The 16,745-nt window shown below is 71.9% G+C and carries 18 protein-coding genes and 1 pseudogene; 9 read left to right on the top strand and 10 right to left on the bottom strand.

Annotated features, from left to right (window positions below):
* Window positions 1–94: 94 nt before the first annotated feature.
* The 3 genes and pseudogenes from ACZ6JY_RS38995 to ACZ6JY_RS38985 all read right to left on the bottom strand — a co-directional run bounded on the left by ACZ6JY_RS38995 (window position 95) and on the right by ACZ6JY_RS38985 (window position 2,083).
* Complete coding sequence (locus ACZ6JY_RS38995; RefSeq protein ID WP_469204069.1) at window positions 95–718, bottom strand: histidine phosphatase family protein; 624 nt, start codon at window positions 716–718, stop codon at window positions 95–97.
* A 128-nt stretch (window positions 719–846) separates the two neighbouring features.
* The gene (locus ACZ6JY_RS38990) at window positions 847–1,551 is read right to left on the bottom strand and encodes a haloacid dehalogenase type II (protein WP_469204068.1); all 705 of its coding nucleotides are present in this window, start codon (window positions 1,549–1,551) and stop codon (window positions 847–849) included.
* 140 nt (window positions 1,552–1,691) lie between these two features.
* A pseudogene (locus ACZ6JY_RS38985) lies at window positions 1,692–2,083 on the bottom strand (Lrp/AsnC family transcriptional regulator).
* Window positions 2,084–2,118: 35 nt separating this feature from the next.
* Here ACZ6JY_RS38985 and ACZ6JY_RS38980 point away from each other — a divergent pair.
* Together ACZ6JY_RS38980 and ACZ6JY_RS38975 are read left to right on the top strand one after the other, a co-directional pair.
* Window positions 2,119–3,072: an SMP-30/gluconolactonase/LRE family protein gene (locus tag ACZ6JY_RS38980; protein ID WP_469204067.1), complete on the top strand. Its 954-nt coding sequence runs from the start codon at window positions 2,119–2,121 to the stop codon at window positions 3,070–3,072.
* A gap of 104 nt (window positions 3,073–3,176) precedes the next feature.
* On the top strand, window positions 3,177–4,193 hold the full coding sequence (locus ACZ6JY_RS38975) for a YncE family protein (protein ID WP_469204066.1): 1,017 nt from the start codon (window positions 3,177–3,179) through the stop codon (window positions 4,191–4,193).
* On the opposite strand, the gene ACZ6JY_RS38970 is transcribed toward ACZ6JY_RS38975, so the two are convergent.
* The 4 genes from ACZ6JY_RS38970 to ACZ6JY_RS38955 all read right to left on the bottom strand — a co-directional run bounded on the left by ACZ6JY_RS38970 (window position 4,190) and on the right by ACZ6JY_RS38955 (window position 9,534).
* Window positions 4,190–5,653, bottom strand: a complete 1,464-nt coding sequence (locus tag ACZ6JY_RS38970; protein ID WP_469204065.1) for an APC family permease — start codon at window positions 5,651–5,653, stop codon at window positions 4,190–4,192. The two genes, ACZ6JY_RS38975 and ACZ6JY_RS38970, sit on opposite strands and share 4 nt — an antisense overlap.
* Window positions 5,650–7,218 carry a GMC family oxidoreductase gene (locus ACZ6JY_RS38965; protein WP_469204064.1) on the bottom strand — a complete coding sequence of 523 codons (1,569 nt, stop codon included), beginning with the start codon at window positions 7,216–7,218 and terminating at the stop codon, window positions 5,650–5,652. The genes ACZ6JY_RS38970 and ACZ6JY_RS38965 overlap by 4 nt, the downstream gene beginning before the upstream one ends.
* Before the next feature lie 28 nt (window positions 7,219–7,246).
* Window positions 7,247–8,719, bottom strand: coding sequence for an aldehyde dehydrogenase family protein (locus ACZ6JY_RS38960; RefSeq protein ID WP_469204062.1), 1,473 nt, complete (start codon window positions 8,717–8,719; stop codon window positions 7,247–7,249).
* A 233-nt stretch (window positions 8,720–8,952) separates the two neighbouring features.
* Complete coding sequence (locus ACZ6JY_RS38955; RefSeq protein ID WP_469204060.1) at window positions 8,953–9,534, bottom strand: TetR/AcrR family transcriptional regulator; 582 nt, start codon at window positions 9,532–9,534, stop codon at window positions 8,953–8,955.
* Window positions 9,535–9,605: 71 nt separating this feature from the next.
* Between ACZ6JY_RS38955 and ACZ6JY_RS38950 the strand changes: the two genes are divergently transcribed.
* Together ACZ6JY_RS38950 and ACZ6JY_RS38945 are read left to right on the top strand one after the other, a co-directional pair.
* A complete protein-coding gene (locus ACZ6JY_RS38950) occupies window positions 9,606–10,499 on the top strand; it encodes an NADP-dependent oxidoreductase (RefSeq protein WP_469204058.1) in 894 nt (297 codons plus the stop codon).
* 151 nt (window positions 10,500–10,650) lie between these two features.
* A complete protein-coding gene (locus ACZ6JY_RS38945; protein WP_469204056.1) occupies window positions 10,651–10,983 on the top strand; it encodes an STAS domain-containing protein in 333 nt (110 codons plus the stop codon).
* Here ACZ6JY_RS38945 and ACZ6JY_RS38940 read toward each other — a convergent pair.
* Both ACZ6JY_RS38940 and ACZ6JY_RS38935 read right to left on the bottom strand, forming a co-directional pair.
* Complete coding sequence (locus tag ACZ6JY_RS38940; protein ID WP_469204054.1) at window positions 10,980–11,486, bottom strand: hypothetical protein; 507 nt, start codon at window positions 11,484–11,486, stop codon at window positions 10,980–10,982. The genes ACZ6JY_RS38945 and ACZ6JY_RS38940 overlap by 4 nt on opposite strands.
* Window positions 11,483–12,235, bottom strand: coding sequence for an alpha/beta fold hydrolase (locus ACZ6JY_RS38935; RefSeq protein WP_469204052.1), 753 nt, complete (start codon window positions 12,233–12,235; stop codon window positions 11,483–11,485). Before ACZ6JY_RS38935 ends, ACZ6JY_RS38940 begins: the two co-directional genes overlap by 4 nt.
* A gap of 88 nt (window positions 12,236–12,323) precedes the next feature.
* Between ACZ6JY_RS38935 and ACZ6JY_RS38930 the strand changes: the two genes are divergently transcribed.
* The 5 genes from ACZ6JY_RS38930 (at window position 12,324) to ACZ6JY_RS38910 (ending at window position 15,628) form a co-directional block, all read left to right on the top strand.
* Window positions 12,324–12,950: a VOC family protein gene (locus ACZ6JY_RS38930; RefSeq protein ID WP_469204050.1), complete on the top strand. Its 627-nt coding sequence runs from the start codon at window positions 12,324–12,326 to the stop codon at window positions 12,948–12,950.
* A 73-nt stretch (window positions 12,951–13,023) separates the two neighbouring features.
* Window positions 13,024–13,476: a pyridoxamine 5'-phosphate oxidase family protein gene (locus ACZ6JY_RS38925; protein WP_469204048.1), complete on the top strand. Its 453-nt coding sequence runs from the start codon at window positions 13,024–13,026 to the stop codon at window positions 13,474–13,476.
* Window positions 13,477–13,546: 70 nt separating this feature from the next.
* The gene (locus tag ACZ6JY_RS38920) at window positions 13,547–14,140 is read left to right on the top strand and encodes a TetR/AcrR family transcriptional regulator (RefSeq protein WP_469204046.1); all 594 of its coding nucleotides are present in this window, start codon (window positions 13,547–13,549) and stop codon (window positions 14,138–14,140) included.
* Window positions 14,137–14,991 carry an alpha/beta hydrolase gene (locus ACZ6JY_RS38915; protein WP_469204045.1) on the top strand — a complete coding sequence of 285 codons (855 nt, stop codon included), beginning with the start codon at window positions 14,137–14,139 and terminating at the stop codon, window positions 14,989–14,991. Before ACZ6JY_RS38920 ends, ACZ6JY_RS38915 begins: the two co-directional genes overlap by 4 nt.
* A 133-nt stretch (window positions 14,992–15,124) precedes the next feature.
* Window positions 15,125–15,628 carry an ATP-binding protein gene (locus tag ACZ6JY_RS38910; RefSeq protein ID WP_469204044.1) on the top strand — a complete coding sequence of 168 codons (504 nt, stop codon included), beginning with the start codon at window positions 15,125–15,127 and terminating at the stop codon, window positions 15,626–15,628.
* A 30-nt stretch (window positions 15,629–15,658) separates the two neighbouring features.
* Here the strand turns inward: ACZ6JY_RS38910 and ACZ6JY_RS38905 are convergent, their stop codons facing one another.
* On the bottom strand, window positions 15,659–16,684 hold the full coding sequence (locus ACZ6JY_RS38905; RefSeq protein WP_469204043.1) for a saccharopine dehydrogenase family protein: 1,026 nt from the start codon (window positions 16,682–16,684) through the stop codon (window positions 15,659–15,661).
* Between the last annotated feature and the right edge of the window lie 61 nt (window positions 16,685–16,745).

Raw genomic sequence — 16,745 nt, 5'->3', positions numbered from 1 at the left:
TGTGCGTGGCACGGACCCGGCCGAGTGGCGCCTTATAGCAACATGTCGACAGATCCCTGTCAATGTGGACGCCGACCGCGCGACATGGTCGGACTCAGACACGCACCTCGGGCGGGAAACCGGTCCAGCGCAGTTCGGCGGGCAGATGGCGCATGTCGTTGGAGACGAGGACGGTGGCGGGCCGGTCGGGTGGGTAGCGGATGACGGTCAGGGCCGCGTTGGCGTGGTTGAGCCCGAGCCACCGCCACTTGGGCGCGTGCATGGCGTCCCGTACGAGCCAGGCGACCAGGAAGTTGTGCGTGACGACCAGTTCGTGCCGGTCCTCGCCGCCTGCCGCCGGGCCGGTGAACTCCGCCATCGCCTGCCGGGCCAGCACGGGGCCGCGCTCCCGCTCCTCGGCGGGGGCGCCTTCGAGGAAGCGGAGGAACAAATCCGCCGCGTCCGGCGGGAGTTCCTCTCTCTCGGGTACGTGGGGAACGAAGTCGCCCGCGGCTTCGGACAGGCGCAGGGGGACGCCGTCGAGCTGGTCGCCGATCAGGCGTGCGGTCTGCCGCGCCCGGGGCAGCGGGCCATGGTGGACGGCCGCCAGAGGGACGTCCCGCAGACGTCGGCCGAGCAGCATGGCCTGCCGGCGCCCGGCCTCCGTCAGCTCACTCTCGTCCGCGGCTGCCTCGCCGTGCCGTACGAGGTAGAGATAGCGGGTGGCTGTGCCCGTCATGCTGGCTCCTTGAGGTCCACCGTCGGAGAATGATCTTGCCCTTCGATGGACGCGGCCTCTGCCTCCTGGGTTCCAGAGGTCTCAGAGGTTCCGGAGGTCTCAGAGGTTCCGGAGGGTGCTGAGGTGGCTCAGTGGGGCCGGTCCTGCCACGCGTCGAGTTGTGCGGCCAGGTCGGCCAGGTCGTCGGCGTACAGGTCGAAGCGGTCCGACGGGGTGGGCGGGTCGCCGACCGGGCGCTTGACGTAGGCGGTGCGCAGTCCGGCCTTCTGCGCCGCGCGCAGGTCCCAGGCGTGGGTGGCGACCATCAGCAGTCGCTCCGGCGGGCGTGCCGTGACCGTGACGGCCAGCCGGTACACCGCCGGGTCCGGCTTGTAGGCCCGGACGTCCTCGGCGGAAAGGGCCTGGTGCCAGCGGAGTCCGGCGTGGGCGTTGATGCCGAGGAGCGCCGTCCTGCTCGCGTTGGAGAGGCCGATCAGCGGGAGCCGTTCGGCGAGTCGGGCGAGCCCGGTCACGCTGTCGGGCCACGGCGGCAGCCGACGGCCCGAGCGGTGCAGCGCCGCGAGCGCGGCCGGGTCGTCAACACCGGCGGCGTCGGCGACGAGCCGGGCGGCCTCCTCGTCCAGGACGTCACTGGGGGCGTACTGCCGGGTGCCGTCCAGCATGCGGCGCTGCTCGCCTTCGATGTGGTTCTCCCGGAGCGACAGGAGCCGCTCGACGCCGGAGTCGTCCAGTGCCGGATCCAGGACGCGGATGCCGGCGCGGATGCCGGAGGGTTCGTCGACGAGCGTGCCCAGCACGTCGAACACGAGGGCGTCGATGACTGGCTCTGCCATGGGGGATCTCCTGAACGAAGCCGGGGTGGGTGTGCGGGTGGCTGCCGCCAGTGACTGAACGCGGCGGTGGGCCACCGGGATTCCCGTTCACCACAGGCGGGTTCGCACGCCCCGCGCTCACCTGCCGCGCTCCCGCCGGCTCACCCCTGCTCGGTCGCGCCGGGGGACGGCGGGCGTTCGAAGAAGGTCTCCAGGACCACCGTGGCCTGCGTGCCGCTGACTCCTTCGATGCCGTACAGGCGGCGCAGCACGTCCTGAAGTTGCTCGGTGGACGCGGTCCTGACCTTGACGAGCACCGAGGCGCTGCCGGCGATGACGTGTGCCTCCACGATCTCGGGCAGCGCGGCGAAGTCCCGCGCCGAGTCACCCATCCAGGACGCCGCCGCCCACCGCGGCGGGGTCCACCTCGACGGTGGTGCGCCGGATGACGCCGCGCTCCCGGAGTTTGCGTACGCGTTCATGGGCGGCGCCTGCGGAGAGGCCGGCTGCCTTGCCGAGCGCGGCGTAGGACTGGGGTGGCGTCCTGCTGGATACTGGCTCCAACGCTTGCTCCGAAGGGGAGAACCCATGACCGGCGAAGACCTTGGGCTGTACGAGATGCTCGACGACCGGTTCCGCACCGGGCGGTGCATGAACGGCGACGACACTCTGGAGGTGCTGTACACCGGCTGTCGCTGGGCCGAGGGGCCGGTCTACGTACCCGCCTGGCGCCACGTGGTGTGGAGCGACATCCCCAACGACCGGATGCTGCGCTGGGACGAGGAGACCGGCGCGGTCGCCGTCTTCCGCCGCTCGGCCGGGCACACCAACGGCAACACCCTCGACCGGCAGGGCCGCCTGATCACCTGTGAGCAGGGCAACCGCCGGGTGACCCGGACCGAACACGACGGCACGCTGACCGTGCTGGCCGACCGCTGGAACGGCAAGCGTCTGAACAGCCCGAACGACGCGGCCGTGAAGTCCGACGGTTCGGTCTGGTTCTCCGACCCGGACTTCGGCATCACCAGTGACTACGAGGGCTACCGCGCGGAGAGCGAGATCGGCTCCAACAACGTCTACCGCGTCGACCCGCAGAGCGGCGCCGTGCGGCTCGTCGCCGACTGCTTCGGCGCGCCGAACGGTCTCGTCTTCTCCGGCGACGAGCGGCAGTTGTACGTCTCCGACACTCGGGCCGGCGTCATCCGCGTATTCGACGTGCGCGAGGACGGGACACTGTCGGAGGGCGGGATCTTCGCCGAGGCGGACAAGCGGAAGGGTGCCCGTTTCGACAACCTCCGCTTCGACGACGGCGGCCGGCTCTGGGTCGCCGCGATGAACGACGGCGTGCACTGCTACGACCCCGACGGCACGCTGATCGGGCGGCTGAACGTTCCTGAGACGGTGGCCAACATCGCCTGGGGCGGCGCCAAGCGCAACCGCCTCTTCATCACCGCCCGGACCAGCCTGTACTCGGCGGTCATGGGCGTCACGGGCTTGCATCCGACCGGCTCGGGCCACCAGCCGTGGCCGCGGCGACCCTGAGCGGACGGGGAGCGTACGTTCGTACACTCTCCCCACGACCGGTGCCTGAGGCACGAAGCCATCGTGGAGAGACCGAGGGATCGAGGGATCGAGGTGGGGCTGTGGTGACGCGGCGTACGGTGATCAAGGCGGCGGGCGGCGGGACAGTAGCGGGCGGGCTGACCATGTCGGCCGCGGGGGCGTCCCGGGCCGCGGCCAAGAGCGACGTGCTGCTGGTGGTGGAGAAGAGCAGCCACTCGGTCAGCTTCTACGACGCCGCGTCGGGGCGCCGCCTGGAGACGGTACGACTCCCCGACCACCCGCACGAGATGGTCGTCGACTCGCGGCGGCGCTTCGCCTACGTCGGGCACTACGGCGTGCGCATGGCCTCCACCGCAGGCACGGGCGGCGCGGCCGTCTTCGTCATCGACCTCGCCCGGCGGACCCTGTCCCGGACCATCGACACCCGCCCGTTCAACCGCGTCCACGGCATGGGCATCGACGACCAGGACCGGCTCTACGCGCTGAGCGAGGAGAAGGCGGTGCTGCTCGGCTTCGACGACCCGGCCACCGACTCGGCACCGACCAGGGCGGTGCCGACGCACGGGGTGAAGACCCACCTCTTCACGCTCAGCCGCGACGGTGAACGGGCCTATGTCACCGGCCTGTTGTCGCACACGGTGAGCCTGGTCCGGCCGCACGACGCCTCCGCGCCCCCGCTCCTGGTGACCCCGGGACAGCTGCCGGAGAGCAGTTGCCTGAGCGTGGACGAGAAGACGCTGTTCGTCGGCGCCCGCAAGAGCTCCGCCCTGGTCGCCGTCGACGCCCGCACCATGAAGGTGCGGCGGAGCCGGAAGGTGGGCGGTGACCCGCTGCGGGTCTACACCCTCGACGACGAGCGGCTGCTGGTGACCGACATCGTCGAGAACACGCTCACGGTGTGTGGCACCGCCGACCTGCGGCCCCTGCGCACCCTGCGGCTCGACGGCATCCCGGCCGCCGTGTCCCTCCACCCCGGCAAGGCGCTGGCCTACGTATCCCTGCTCGACGCCGACCGGATCGCCGTCGTCGACCTCGACCGCCTGGCCGTGGTCGGCGGCTTCGGCACCCGGTCCGAGCCGGACGTCTCGGTACTGGTCTAATCCGGCACCGCGTTGTCCGCCGGGGCGTCGCTGCGCCCGTAGTGGTGCGTGGTGAACATGTACACGAGCCCCGCGGCCACCACGATGCCGCCGCTGAACAGCACGATCCAGTTGTCGTACCAGGCGGCCTCCGGCGTGCGGGGCCAGGCGATGTTGACGATGGCGAAGATCCCGTAGGCCAGTGCCCCGATGTTGACCGCGAGGCCCCAGCGGCCGAGGCGGTACGCGCCGCTCGGCTGCCAGCCCTTGAGGCGGGCCCGCAGCGCGGCGAGGACGACCATCTGGAAGGCGCCGTAGATGCCGAGGATCGCGAAGGACACGATCGACGTCAGGGCGTCCGTCGAGATCAGCGAACCGACGGCGATCAGGGCGGGCAGCACCGCGGCGATCAGCAGCGCGTACGGGGGGACCGCGCGCGCCTCCGAGAACTTCCGCAGGAGCCGGTGACCGATGATCATCTCGTCGCGGGCGTAGGAGTAGATCAGCCGTCCGGCGGCGGCCTGAAGGCTGACCGTGCAGGACAGGAAGGAGATGAGGACGACGGCCATCACGGTCCGCGCGCCCGCCTCACCGAGGGCGTCGAAGAGGACCCTGACCACCGGGTCGGTGTCCTCCCCGGAGATCACCGCCCGGTAGTCGACGACGGCGAGGAGCAGCGTCAGACAGGTGAACGTCGCCGCCGCCCCGCCGACGTAGATGGTGCGGCGCATCGCCTTGGGGATCACCTCGCCGGGGTGCTTGACCTCCTCGGCGACGTCTCCGCAGGCCTCGAAACCGTAGTACTGGTAGAAGCCGATGATGGCCGCGCCGAGGAAGACCGGCAGGTAGGAGCCGTCACCGGACGCGCCGAAGTCGTCGAAGAGCACACCGAGGCCGTGGAAGCGGTGCGTCGTCAGCAGAATGATGCCGACGGCGAGTGCCCCGAGCAGCTCCGCGCCGAAGCCGATCAGCGCCGCCCACGAGAGGACCTTGGTCCCCGCGTAGTTGATGAGCACGGAGATGACGATCAGCGCGATCGTGCACAGCACGGTGGTGTGCACGGTGGGGCGGAAGCCGAGCAGGATCGCGATGTAGGGCCCGGCGCCGTACGCGACGCTGGTGATCGTCACGAGCAGCGCCCACATGTAGACCCACCCGGTCATCCACGCCCAGCGCTTGCCCCACAGGCGCCGCGCCCACGGGTAGACGCCGCCCGCGACCGGGTACTGCGCGACGATCTCGCCGAAGACCAGGGCGACGAGGAACTGTCCGCAGCCCGCCATGACGAACGCCCAGATCATCGGGGGGCCGCCGTCGGCGAGGGCGGTGCCGAAGAGGGTGTACGTGCTCACGACGGGGGAGAGGTACGTGAAGCCCAGGGCGAAGTTGGCCCAGGGGCCCATCTCCTTGCGGAACTCCGACTTCTCCTCCCCCGGGGCGGCGTCCGCGGTGCCGTCCGGTGTGCCGGGAGCGGTGGTCACCGGTCTCCCCCCTCGGCGCCGGAGGACGCGGGTCCTGGCCGGGCGCTGATGAGGTCCGCCGCGCGCTCGGCGGCGAGCAGCACGGTGACCATGGGGTTGATGCTCGGCATGGTGGGGAAGATGGACGCGTCCACCACCCGCAGACCGTCGTGTCCGCGCAGCCGCAGCTGTGGATCGACCACCGCCATCGGGTCGTCCTCGGCGCCCATCTTGCAGGTCCCGGCCGGATGGTAGACCGTGTGGGCGGCGCGGCGTCCGTACTCGGACAGGTCCGCGTCGGACGTCACCTGCGGACCCGGAGCCACCTCCCGCAGCAGCCACTCGCTGAGCGGTGCCGTTGCGGCCACCTCGCGGGCGATGCGCAGACCGTCGACGATCGTGCGCTCGTCGTGCCCCTCCGGGTCGGTGAAGTAGCGGAAGTCCAGGGCCGGTTTGACCGTCGGGTCGGCGCTGCGCAGCCACATGCGCCCGACGGAACGGGCACGCGGCACGTTCGGCGTCATGCAGACACCGTGCTCGGGTACGGGATAGCCGAGCCGTTCCGTGTTGACGGTGAACGGCACCTGGTAGAAGTGGAACATCAGGTCAGGGCGCGGGCCGCCCGCGGCGTCGCGGCGCAGGAAGAGCCCCGCGTCGGAGTCCATCGCCGAGTTGGGCGGCAGCGGGCCACGGGTCTCCCACACCATGACCGACTCCGGATGGTCGAGCAGGTTCTCGCCGACCCCCGGCAGGTCCGCTCGGACCTCGATGCCCAGCTCACGGAGCCGGTCGGCGGGGCCGATGCCGGAGAGCATGAGCAGCCGCGGGGTGTCGATCGCGCCCGCGCACAGCAGCACCTCGGCGTCGGCCTCCAGCGTCGACACCAGACCGTGCGCGTCGCGGACCTGGACGCGGGTGAACCGGCCCTCGCTGTCCGGCAGCAGCCGGTACGCCCACGTCTCCAGACGCAGCGTCAGATTCGGCCGGTCCAGTACGGGATGCAGATACGCGACCGAGGCGGAGGAGCGCTTGTTCGTCCCGGGGTCGTAGGCGAGGGAGAAGAAGCCGGTGCCGTCGGTGAAAGGACGGGCGTTGAAGTCCTCGACGACCGGGACCCCGAGCCGGTCGGCCGCGGCGGTGACGAAGTCCTTGGCGATGGCGTTCCGGTCGGCGGCGCCGACGGGCACGATCGTGTTCCGCAGCCGGGAGCGGTACGGCAGGATCGTCTCGGGCCCCCAGCCCTCGCAGCCGCTCGCCACCCACTCGTCGAGGTCCTGCGGGAACGGCAGGAAGCTGATCAGCGTGTTGTGCGAGGAACAGCCGCCGAGCACCCGGGCCCGCGAGTGCAGGATGTGGGAGTTGCCCCGCGGCTGCTCCTCGGTGGTGTAGCCGTAGTCGAACTCGGAGCCGAGCAGGTTGATCCAGTTGCGGAGCTTCAGGATGCGGTCGTCGCCGACGTCGCTGGGGCCGCCCTCCACCACGCACACCCGGCAGGCGGGGTCCTCGCTGAGCCGGGCCGCGAGCACGGAGCCGGCCGTGCCGCCGCCGATGATCACGTAGTCGTAGGTCGTCGTCTCGTCGTCCATGCCGCGCCCGTCCTCTCGCCGCGCCCGCTCAGCCCTTGAACCAGCCGGAGGGGGCCGGGCGCAGGTTCTGGTAGATGTGCTTGGCCTCCTGGTACTCGCGCAGGCCGGTGGGGCCCAGCTCCCTGCCGAAGCCGGAGCGGCCGAAGCCGCCCCACTCCGCCTGGGGCACGTACGGGTGGAAGTCGTTGATCCAGACCGTGCCGTGGCGCAGCTTGGCCGCGACCCGCTGGGCCCGGCTCGCGTCGCCGGTCCAGACGCCGCCCGCCAGGCCGTACCGGGTGTCGTTGGCCAGCTCCACGGCCTGGTCCTCGTCCCCGTCGCGGAAGCGCTCCACGGTGACCACCGGGCCGAAGACCTCCTCCTGCACGATGCGCATGGAGCGGTCGCAGTCGGCGTAGATCGTGGGCAGCAGGAAGAAGCCGTCCGCCAGCTCCGGGTCGTCCGGCCGGCGGCCGCCGCACACGAGGCGGGCACCCTCCTCGCGCGCGATGTCCAGATACCCCTCGACCTTCGCCCGGTGCTCCGCCGAGCTGAGCGGTCCGCTCTCGGTCATCGGGTCCAGGCCATTGCCGAGCCGGATGGTCTGCGCGCGGGCCGACAGCCGCTCCACGAACCGGTCGTGCAGCGAGTCCTCCACGAGCAGCCGGGAACCGGCCGAGCACACCTGCCCCGAGTGCAGGAACGAGGCTTCGAGCGCGTGGTCGACGGCGGCGTCGAAGTCGCAGTCGGCGAAGACGACGTTGGGGTTCTTGCCGCCGAGTTCGAGCGCGAGGTTCTTCACGCCCGGCGCGCACGCCTCCATGATCCGCCGCCCGGTGGCCAGGCCGCCGGTGAACGAGACCAGGTCCACGTCGGGGTGGGCGGACATCGCCGCGCCGACGGTGGCGCCCGGGCCGAGCACGAGGTTCGCGACCCCGGGCGGTGCCCCCGCCTCGGCGATCAGCCGCATCATGTGGATGGTGGAGAGCGGTGTCGTCTCACTGGGCTTGAGCACGAAGGTGTTGCCCGCGGCCAGGGCGGGGGCGACCTTCCAGGAGGCCTGGAGCAGGGGGTAGTTCCAGGGGGCGATGAGCGCGCAGACACCGATGGGGTGGTACGTGACGCGGCTCAGCACGTCGGGGCCGACGTCCACGACCCGGCCGCCGTCCTTGTCGGCGATCTCGGCGAAGTAGCGGAAGGCGTTGGAGACGTCCTCGATGTCGATGCGCGCCTCGGCGAGTGTCTTGCCGGTGTCGAGGCTCTCGACGCGGGCCATCTCCTCCTGGTCGCGCAGCAGCAACCGCGCCACTTCGAGCAGCACGTCGGCCCGCTCCCGGGTGGGCGCCGACGCCCAGTCACCGCGGTCGAAGGCCCGCCGCGCGGCCCGCACGGCGAGGTTCACATCGGCCTCGTCCGCGTCGTCGACCTGCTGGATGACGGAGGCGTCGTACGGATTGACCACGTCCCGCCGCGCGCCCTGGGCGGCACCGGTCCACTCCCCGTCGACGAACAGTTCCGGCATCGTGGGCTCCCTCGCTCGTGTACCTGGCCGGTGCCGCGCGCCCCACCGGCACGGACACCGGTCACCAACATCGTCGGACCGCCGCGCACGCGCCGTGCGGACGCACCGGGCGGGGGAGTGTTGGGCGGAGATGTGACCTGGTTGGGCTAGGGAGCGTTCGGGCGTCGAGCGGCCCGGCAGGAGCTACGGCTCGACTGCCGGGACGGTCATGACGTGCCGGGAACGGGCGCGGGCTACCGCGACGGGCGCGTGGTCTCCCAGGCGGCCTCGATCATCAGGAAGATTTCGTCGACCGCGGCGTCCGGGTCGGCCGCCTCGCGGGCCAGGGAGTGGGAGTCGACCACGAATCGCGCGAGCGTCCGGCAGGCCGTCGTGGTCCGTGCCAGATCGGGATCGGCGGCGATGGCCGTCGCCAGCGACTCCGCGTGGCGCAGCCTCATCGACTCCTCGTACTGCCGCAGGGCGGGCGATCCGTCGATCATGTGCCAGATCGGGGCGGCGTCGTCCGCCGCGCAGTGCCGCACCATGGCGCGGATCTCGCGGCGCAGCACGGGGATGAGCGGCTCGCCCGGCGTCCGGCCGGTGACCGCCTGCGCGAGGCGCTGTTCGAAGTCGTTGTCATGCGCGAACACCAGGGCCTCTTTCGAGGCGAAGTGGGAGAAGACGGTGGTGACGGCGACGTCGGCATCGGCGGCGACATCACGGATGCCCACCGCGTCGTACCCGCGCTCCATGAAGAGGCGCAGGGCGGTGTCGGCGATCTTCTGGCGGGTCGCGGCCTTCTTGCGCTCCCGGCGTCCCGTCGGCTCGGTCATGGGCGTAAAACTAGCAGATGCGAAATCACAACGGTTTCAAAAAACTAACCGTTAGTGTTATGTTCGGCGGCATGAAGAGAGTGAGCTTCGCCGAATTCGGCGGTCCCGACGTCCTGCACCTCGAAGACGCCGAGGAGCCCCACGCGGGCCCCGGCCAGATACGCGTCGCCGTACGGGCGGCGGGCGTGAACCCCGTCGACTGGAGAATCCGTGAAGGCCAGATGCTGAAGGCCCACCCGATCGAGTTGCCCTCCGGCGTCGGGCTCGACGCCGCTGGGGTGGTGGACGAGGTCGGCCAGGGAGTGGAGGGGGTCGCGGTCGGCGACCACGTGTTCGGCGAAGGCCTCAGCACCTACGCCGAGTTCGCCGTGCTCACGGCCTGGGCCCGGATGCCCGAAGGGCTGTCGTTCGAAGAGGCGGCCGGGTACCCCTCGGTGGTGGAGACCGCCCTGCGCGTCATCCGTGAGGTCGGCGTGCGGCCCGGCCAGACGCTGCTGGTCAGCGGCGCGTCCGGGGGAGTCGGATCCGCGGTGCTCCAGATCGCCCGCGAGCGCGGCATCACGGTGATCGGCACGGCCGGGGCCGCGAACCAGGACTATCTGCGCGGTCTGGGCGCCATCGCCACGACGTACGGCGAGGGGTGGGCCGAGCGGGTGCGGCAGCTCGGCCACGTCGACGCGGCCCTCGACCTGTCCGGCTCCGGTGTGATCCGCGAGCTCGTCGAGCTGACCGGGGACCCGGAGAAGGTGATCAGCATCGCCGATCTCGGCGCGCCGGAGCACGGTGTCCGCTTCTCCGGCGTGGCCGGGAGCGTGCCGGACGCGCTCGCCGAGGCGGCCGGCCTCATCTCGCGCGGCAAGCTCCACATCCCGGTCGAGAAGTCGTACGCGCTCGCCGAGGCCGCGGCGGCGCACATCGACAGCAAGGCCGGGCATGCGCGCGGGCGCCGGGTCCTGATCGTCTGACCCGCCCCCTGCGGCAAGGCCTCGCGCCGGCATCCCGAACGGGGATCAGCATCCCGAACGGGGTTCGTGCAAGCCGGCGCGGGGGTGAGCCGTAGGAGGGAAAGAATGTCGATACGGCACGGCGGCGGCCGAATGGGTGCAAGATGCAGGAATGGACCGATTGGCCATCCGCCGGACCGCGGCCGGCAGTCCGGCGATTCTCGTCCTGGCACTCGACGGTGAGCTGGACGTCATCAATGTCGGCAAAGTCAGCGACACCGTCGTCCGCGCACTCGAAGCCGGCCAGCGGCACCTGCTGGTCGACCTCACCGGGGTGACGTGGTGCGACGCCGGCAGCCTCTACACCCTCCTCGGGATGCGGCACGCGGCCATCCACGCCAACGGCAGCCTCACGCTGACCGCCGCGAGCGACTGCGTCCACGAAACGCTCGACCGAGTCCGGTTACGGGGACTTCTGCCGTTCGTCGAACGCCGTCCGTCCTAGGCCCCGGTCTCTTCGGGGTCGCCCCTGGAGGCGCGCCGGCCGCGGGTCAGCGCGAGGACGCTCCCCGCGACGGCGATCACCGCGATGGCCAGGGCGATGCTGACGCCGCCCTCGGTGTCCCAGTACACGTCCTCCAGGCTGATCAGCAGCGCCGCCTCGTCGACGACGAGGGCCAGGCCCACTCCGTAGGCGAGGCCCAGCCAGGCGCGTGCCCGTGCCGAGCGGTCGACGAGGCCCGCCGCGCCGACCGCCGCGAGGAGCAGGATGCCCCACACGTAGTGGTGGATGTGCACCCCGCCGGCCTGCATGTCGCCGACCCCTGCCACGTCGACGTGGATCAGCCAGGTGAGCAGGCGCATTCCGCCGAAGGTGAGGGCGAACCCCCACCAGGCCAGGATGAAGCCGCGGCGCTTCGGCGAGATGCCGGGCAGCAGGCGCAGCCAGGGCGACGGACGCTTCCCGTGCTCCTGGCGCGCGGTGTCGGGCGCCCGCGAAGACGTCATACGGGTTCTCCCGCCGTGAACTCGTGGATCAGCGCCGACAGGGCGTCCGGCGCGGTGTAGTGGGCCGCGTGCGCGGCGCCCGGGATCTCGGCCGTGCGCCCGCCGCCGACCAGAGCGGCCACGCGCCGGATCCAGGGCCCGGACGCGATGGTGTCACCCTCTCCCCGCACGACCAGCGTCGGCACGTGCGCTTGGCCCAGGTTCCCCTCGAATGACTCAGCGGCGTCGCGCAGGGCGTGCCGGAAGGACGCGACGCAGCGCAGGGGCCCGGTCAGCAGATAGTCGGTCGCGGCCACCGTGAGCAGGGCGAGCGTCTCCCGGGGCGCGTCCGCGACGAGCCGGCCGAACTGGCGCGGGGCGGACGTGTCCGGCTCCAGGGCGGGGCCGACCAGCACCATCCCGCTCACCAGGTGCGGATGGCGGGCGGTGAACGCGGCGGCCACTTGGGCGCCCACCGAATTGGCCACCAGCAGGCTCGGCCCGAGGGACAGGTGTTCGTGCCAGCGGGCCAGGGCGTCGGCCGCCTGTCCCACGGCGGGCGCGCGGCGTGCGGCGGCCCGTGAACGCGCGTTGCCCGGCAGGTCGGGCACCAGCACGGAGGCGCCGCCGGCGGCGAGCCGCCGGGCGAGCGGCACGAAGTAGCGTCCCGAGAGCCCGAGTCCGTGCACGAGCACCGCGGTCCGTGTGCCCTCGCCGGGCGGAGGCCCGAAGCGGCGGGTGAAGAGTCCGGCTTCCGTCGAGTGATCCACTCGTCCACCATCGCTCGTTCGCCGATCCCATGCGAACGGTCAGTTTTCGAGAAGCGCCGGCCACCGGTCCGTAACTAGCGTGGCGGGCATGGAAATCATTGAATCCGTCACCCTCGCCGTGGCCGATCCCGAGGCCGCCCGCCGCTTCTGCACCACCGCCTTCGGGCTCGACACGCAGATAGGTCTGCGCGCCTCCGACGCGGCCACGACCGGCTTCCGTGGGTTCACGCTGACGCTCACCGTGTCCCAGCCCGCCGACGTCGACAGGCTCGTCGGCGCGGCCCTGGCGGCGGGCGCCACCTCGCTGAAGCCCGCCGCCAAGTCGCTCTGGGGCTACGGCGGTGTCGTACAGGCCCCGGACGGGACGATCTGGAAGGTGGCGACCTCGGCGAAGAAGAACACCGGCCCCGCCACCGGGCGGATCGACGGGATCGTACTGCTGCTGGGCGTCGCGGACATCGTCGCCGCCAAGCGGTTCTACGTCGAGCGCGGCCTGACCGTGGCGAAGAGCTTCAGTCGCATGTACGTCGAGTTCGACGCGGGGGCGAGCCCCGTCAAGCTCGCCCTCTACCGGCGCCGTGCGCTGGCCAAGGACGCGGGTGTCGCGCCGGAGGGGACCGGCTCGCACCGGGTCGTGATCGGCGGCCGTGCCGGGGCGTTCACCGACCCGGACGGCTTCGAATGGGAAGCGGCGGCGCTGACGGCCGCGCCTTGATGTGCCACTGTTTGCGCCGCGGAAGAGTTCCGCCGCGGACGGGTTCCGCGCGAAGTCCGGGGAGGACGCGAACATGACGGCAGCACCGCCGCGTGGGCTCGACGAGAGGCTGCGGGACACTCGCTCGCGACTGGAGAACGACGTCGACCTGTGGGTCGCGTCCTCGGGTTCGCCGGGCGGCGTCCACCTCGTCCCGCTGTCCTACCTCTGGGACGGGAGCGCGTTCGTCATCTCGACGCCGCGCGCCTCGGCCACCGGACGCAACCTGCTGGCCGACGGCCGGGTACGGCTCAGCCTCGGGCCGACGCGTGACGTCGTCGTGGTGGAGGGCACCGCCGAGCCGGTGAGCATCGCCGACCTCGGCGCGACGGGCGACGCGTTCGCGGCCAAGACGGGCTTCGACCCGCGCGAACTCGACCAGCCTTACCAGTACTTCCTGATCCGGCCGCGGCGCATCCAGGCCTGGCGCGAGGCGAACGAGCTGAACGGACGCGACCTCATGCGCGGAGGCCGCTGGCTTTCCTAGCTTTCCTAGGGCTCCTAGGTTATAACTAATACTCCTAGGTTCCAGGTTCCTGTGGTGGCGAGGAGAGCGCATGGTGCGGGCCGGGCTGACGGCGGAGCGGGTGACTCTCGCCGCCGCCGAGCTGGCGGACGAGGTCGGGCTCGACCAGGTGACGATGGCGCGCGTGGCGAGCCGGCTCGGCGTGAAGGACGCGAGCCTCTACTCGCACGTGCGCGGCCTGGAGGATCTGCGCGGACGCGTGGCGCTGCTCGCGGCGGACGAGAAGACACTCCGCATCGCGGAGGCGACCGTCGGCCGGGCGGGCAAGGACGCGCTGGTGGCGTTCGCCGACGCCTGGCGGGAGTACGCCCATCAGCATCCGGGCCGCTACACGGCGACGCAGATCCGCCTCCGGATCGACCCGGAGCTGGCGGCCGAAGCGCCCGGACCACGGCGTGCGGTCGAGCTGACCTACGGCATGCTGCGCGGCTACGGCCTGGCCGAGCCCGACCTGACCGACGCCGTCCGCCTGCTGCGCAGCACCTTCCACGGCTTCGTCGCCCTGGAGGCCGCCGGCGGCTTCGCCCACGAGCGTGCGCCGCAGCGGTCCTGGGAGCGGGCCCTCGACGCCCTCCACGCCACGCTCGAGCACTGGCCACCGGCCCGAGACGGAGACCCCTCATGACCGCACCGACCATAGGCACCCTGCGCACCGACGGCGCGACCCTGCACTACGAAGTGCGCGGCGATGGCCCGCTGTTGCTGCTCGTCCCCGGCGGGTCGGGCGGCGCGGCGGCCTTCGACGGCATCGCCGACGACCTGGCCGCCGACCACACGGTCGCCACCTACGACCCGCGCGGCCTGTCCCGCAGCCCGTTGGACGACCCCGGGGCCGAGCAGCGGGTGGCCGAGCACGCCGACGACGCGTACCGACTCCTCGAACTGTTGTCTCCCGGCGAGCCCGCCCAGGTGTTCGGCGCCAGCTCGGGCGGTATCGCCGCCCTGCACCTGCTCGCCACGCATCCCGCGCGCCTCAGGCGCGTCGTGACGCATGAACCGCCGGTCGTGGAGATCCTGCCGGACGCCGCCGACCAGCGGGCGTTCGTCGCGCGCGTGGAGGAGACCTTCCTGGCCGAGGGGCCCATGCCGGCGATGGCCGTGTTCGCCGCGGGGCTCATGAAGGCCGGCGGTGCGCCGAGCGATGGCGACGCCGACGGGCCGAGCCCCGAACCGGCGCTTCCGCCGCGAGCGGCGGCCCGGGCGGAGCGGACGATGGCCGATCTGCCGTACTTCATCGGGCGCATCGTGCCCCCGTTCATGCGATACGCCCCGGACACGGCCCTGTTGGAGACGCTGACCGACCGGCTCGTGGTCGCCTGCGGCCGGGACTCGCGCGGCGAGCTGCCCCATCGCGCGGCCGCCTGCCTGGCCGGGCGCCTCGGCACGGAGCCGGAGTACTTCCCCGGCGGGCACGTCGGCCTGACCACGCACCCTGCCGAGTTCGGAGAGCTCCTGCGGAAGCTGCTGCGGCCGTAGGCGGAGCCGAAATCCGCTGCCTGAGTGAGGCAAGCTGCCGCTCCGGCGGCGGCTCGGTTACGTAGAATCGCCCCCGAGGAGCCGCCCCCGGGGAGTCGCCGCCGACCACTCGGTCAGGTAAGGGAGTCTGCATGTGAGTCTCAATGCGCCGTCCGACAGGCCGCGCGAGAGCGAGATACTCGCGTCGCTGCCGGATGTCTCGCCGCTCCCCGACACGGCGGGCCAGGCACGCGGGTACGTGATGAGCGTCCTGCGGGACCGGGCGGACCGCGGCGGTGCCGCGGTGGCGGAGCGGGCCCGGGGCGACGTCCTCATCGTGGTGTCGGAACTGTTCACCAACGCGCTGCGGCACGGCGGCGGCGTCACCCGGTTCGAGATCAGGGCGGGGGTCCACGAGATCCGCGTCTCCGTGGGGGACCGGTCGACCGACCTGCCCGCGACGCCGAGCCACCGCCGCATGCGGCTGGGCATGGGCGAAGACGTGGCCGACGGCGAGGGTGGCTACGGCTGGGCGCTCGTACGCGAACTGGCCGACGTGATCACGCTGGTCCTCCAGGGCGACGGCAAGGTCATCACCGTGGAGTTGCCGCTGACGGACGCGGTCGACGCGGAGAACCTGACCGGCCTGGCACCCTGACCAGGCCGGCCGCCCCTGAGCACCCTGTTTTCAGGGGCCCACCTCTATGTGCGGCGAGAGCGCACGGAGGAAGTCGGGCGCGTCGAAGATCGCGCCGGCGGAGGCGACGCCGGTCGTCCTCGTCCGTCCGGTGAGGATGCGGTGGACCGCTTCGACCGCGAGCGGCGCCGTGACGGCGTAGATGTCCTGGCCCCTGGCCACGGCACGCCGTTCACTGCCGCCGGAGCGTACGACGACGTCGACGAGGAACGTCTGGTCGGAGCGCCCGAGTTCGTCCACCGGGGTGGGCGCGGGCGTGCCGGGGGCGGACAGGTCCCCGGCCGCCTCGACCGCCATGTAGGTCCGCACCTCGGGCACGGAGAGATGGCTCGGCACCGTGATGACGTCGGCCATGGTGAACTCCCCGATGACCGCCCGGGTGCCGAGCGGTTCGGGGAAGTCCCACCGTACGACGGGCGCCTCGTCGTCGCGGTACTCGAGCCGCCCCTCGGTGTACCGCGGGCGGCGCCCGGCGCGCCGCTCACTCGATACGCGCCCCGCGGCGCGGGTCCCCTCCGTGGGGTGCCAACTGCTCAGCCCGTACGCGACGTGCACCTCGTCCGCCGAGGTCCAGTCGCCCATCGCCGCGGTGGCGAGCAGGTCGCCGAGGCCGCCGTAGAACGCCATGGCGGGAACGACCGCCGTCCCCGCGGCTTCGGCCCGCGCCGCGAAGTGCGCGAACGTATCGGCGTTGGCCTCGATCTCGGCGGCCACATCCACGTAAGGGACGCTCGCGCGCAGAGCCGCCTCGATGACGGGCGCGGCCGTGGTGGCGAAGGGCCCGGCGCAGTTGATGACGGCGGCGGTGCCGGCGAGGGCGCGGTCGAGGGCCGCGGGATCATCGACGCTCGCGGGGCGGACGTCGAGACCGGGGTTCCCGGCCGCGAGGGTCCCCAGCTTCGCGGCGTCGCGCCCGGTGAGGACCGGGACGAACCCGCGGTCCAGCAGCCGCGCCACCACGAACCGACCGGTGTGCCCGTACGCGCCGTAGACGGCGACCTTGTGACCCGAAGCCATGAGTTGTTCTCCCCTGAACCCGTGAACCGACTCGTGTACCTGTGAACCGACTCGCCTGATT

The organism is Streptomyces sp. NPDC046335 (genome assembly GCF_055587985.1).
This window is presented reverse-complemented; position numbering and strand designations above follow the sequence as displayed.

Excerpts from the sequence above, each read along its gene's own strand:
- ACZ6JY_RS38995 (WP_469204069.1), bottom strand. The coding sequence starts at position 718 with ATGACGGGCACAGCCACCCGCTATCTCTACCTCGTACGGCACGGCGAG.
- ACZ6JY_RS38990 (WP_469204068.1), bottom strand. The coding sequence starts at position 1,551 with ATGGCAGAGCCAGTCATCGACGCCCTCGTGTTCGACGTGCTGGGCACG.
- ACZ6JY_RS38980 (WP_469204067.1), top strand. The coding sequence starts at position 2,119 with ATGACCGGCGAAGACCTTGGGCTGTACGAGATGCTCGACGACCGGTTC.
- ACZ6JY_RS38965 (WP_469204064.1), bottom strand. The coding sequence starts at position 7,218 with ATGGACGACGAGACGACGACCTACGACTACGTGATCATCGGCGGCGGC.
- ACZ6JY_RS38960 (WP_469204062.1), bottom strand. The coding sequence starts at position 8,719 with ATGCCGGAACTGTTCGTCGACGGGGAGTGGACCGGTGCCGCCCAGGGC.
- ACZ6JY_RS38955 (WP_469204060.1), bottom strand. The coding sequence starts at position 9,534 with ATGACCGAGCCGACGGGACGCCGGGAGCGCAAGAAGGCCGCGACCCGC.
- ACZ6JY_RS38950 (WP_469204058.1), top strand. The coding sequence starts at position 9,606 with ATGAAGAGAGTGAGCTTCGCCGAATTCGGCGGTCCCGACGTCCTGCAC.
- ACZ6JY_RS38945 (WP_469204056.1), top strand. The coding sequence starts at position 10,651 with ATGGACCGATTGGCCATCCGCCGGACCGCGGCCGGCAGTCCGGCGATT.
- ACZ6JY_RS38940 (WP_469204054.1), bottom strand. The coding sequence starts at position 11,486 with ATGACGTCTTCGCGGGCGCCCGACACCGCGCGCCAGGAGCACGGGAAG.
- ACZ6JY_RS38930 (WP_469204050.1), top strand. The coding sequence starts at position 12,324 with ATGGAAATCATTGAATCCGTCACCCTCGCCGTGGCCGATCCCGAGGCC.
- ACZ6JY_RS38925 (WP_469204048.1), top strand. The coding sequence starts at position 13,024 with ATGACGGCAGCACCGCCGCGTGGGCTCGACGAGAGGCTGCGGGACACT.
- ACZ6JY_RS38920 (WP_469204046.1), top strand. The coding sequence starts at position 13,547 with ATGGTGCGGGCCGGGCTGACGGCGGAGCGGGTGACTCTCGCCGCCGCC.
- ACZ6JY_RS38915 (WP_469204045.1), top strand. The coding sequence starts at position 14,137 with ATGACCGCACCGACCATAGGCACCCTGCGCACCGACGGCGCGACCCTG.
- ACZ6JY_RS38905 (WP_469204043.1), bottom strand. The coding sequence starts at position 16,684 with ATGGCTTCGGGTCACAAGGTCGCCGTCTACGGCGCGTACGGGCACACC.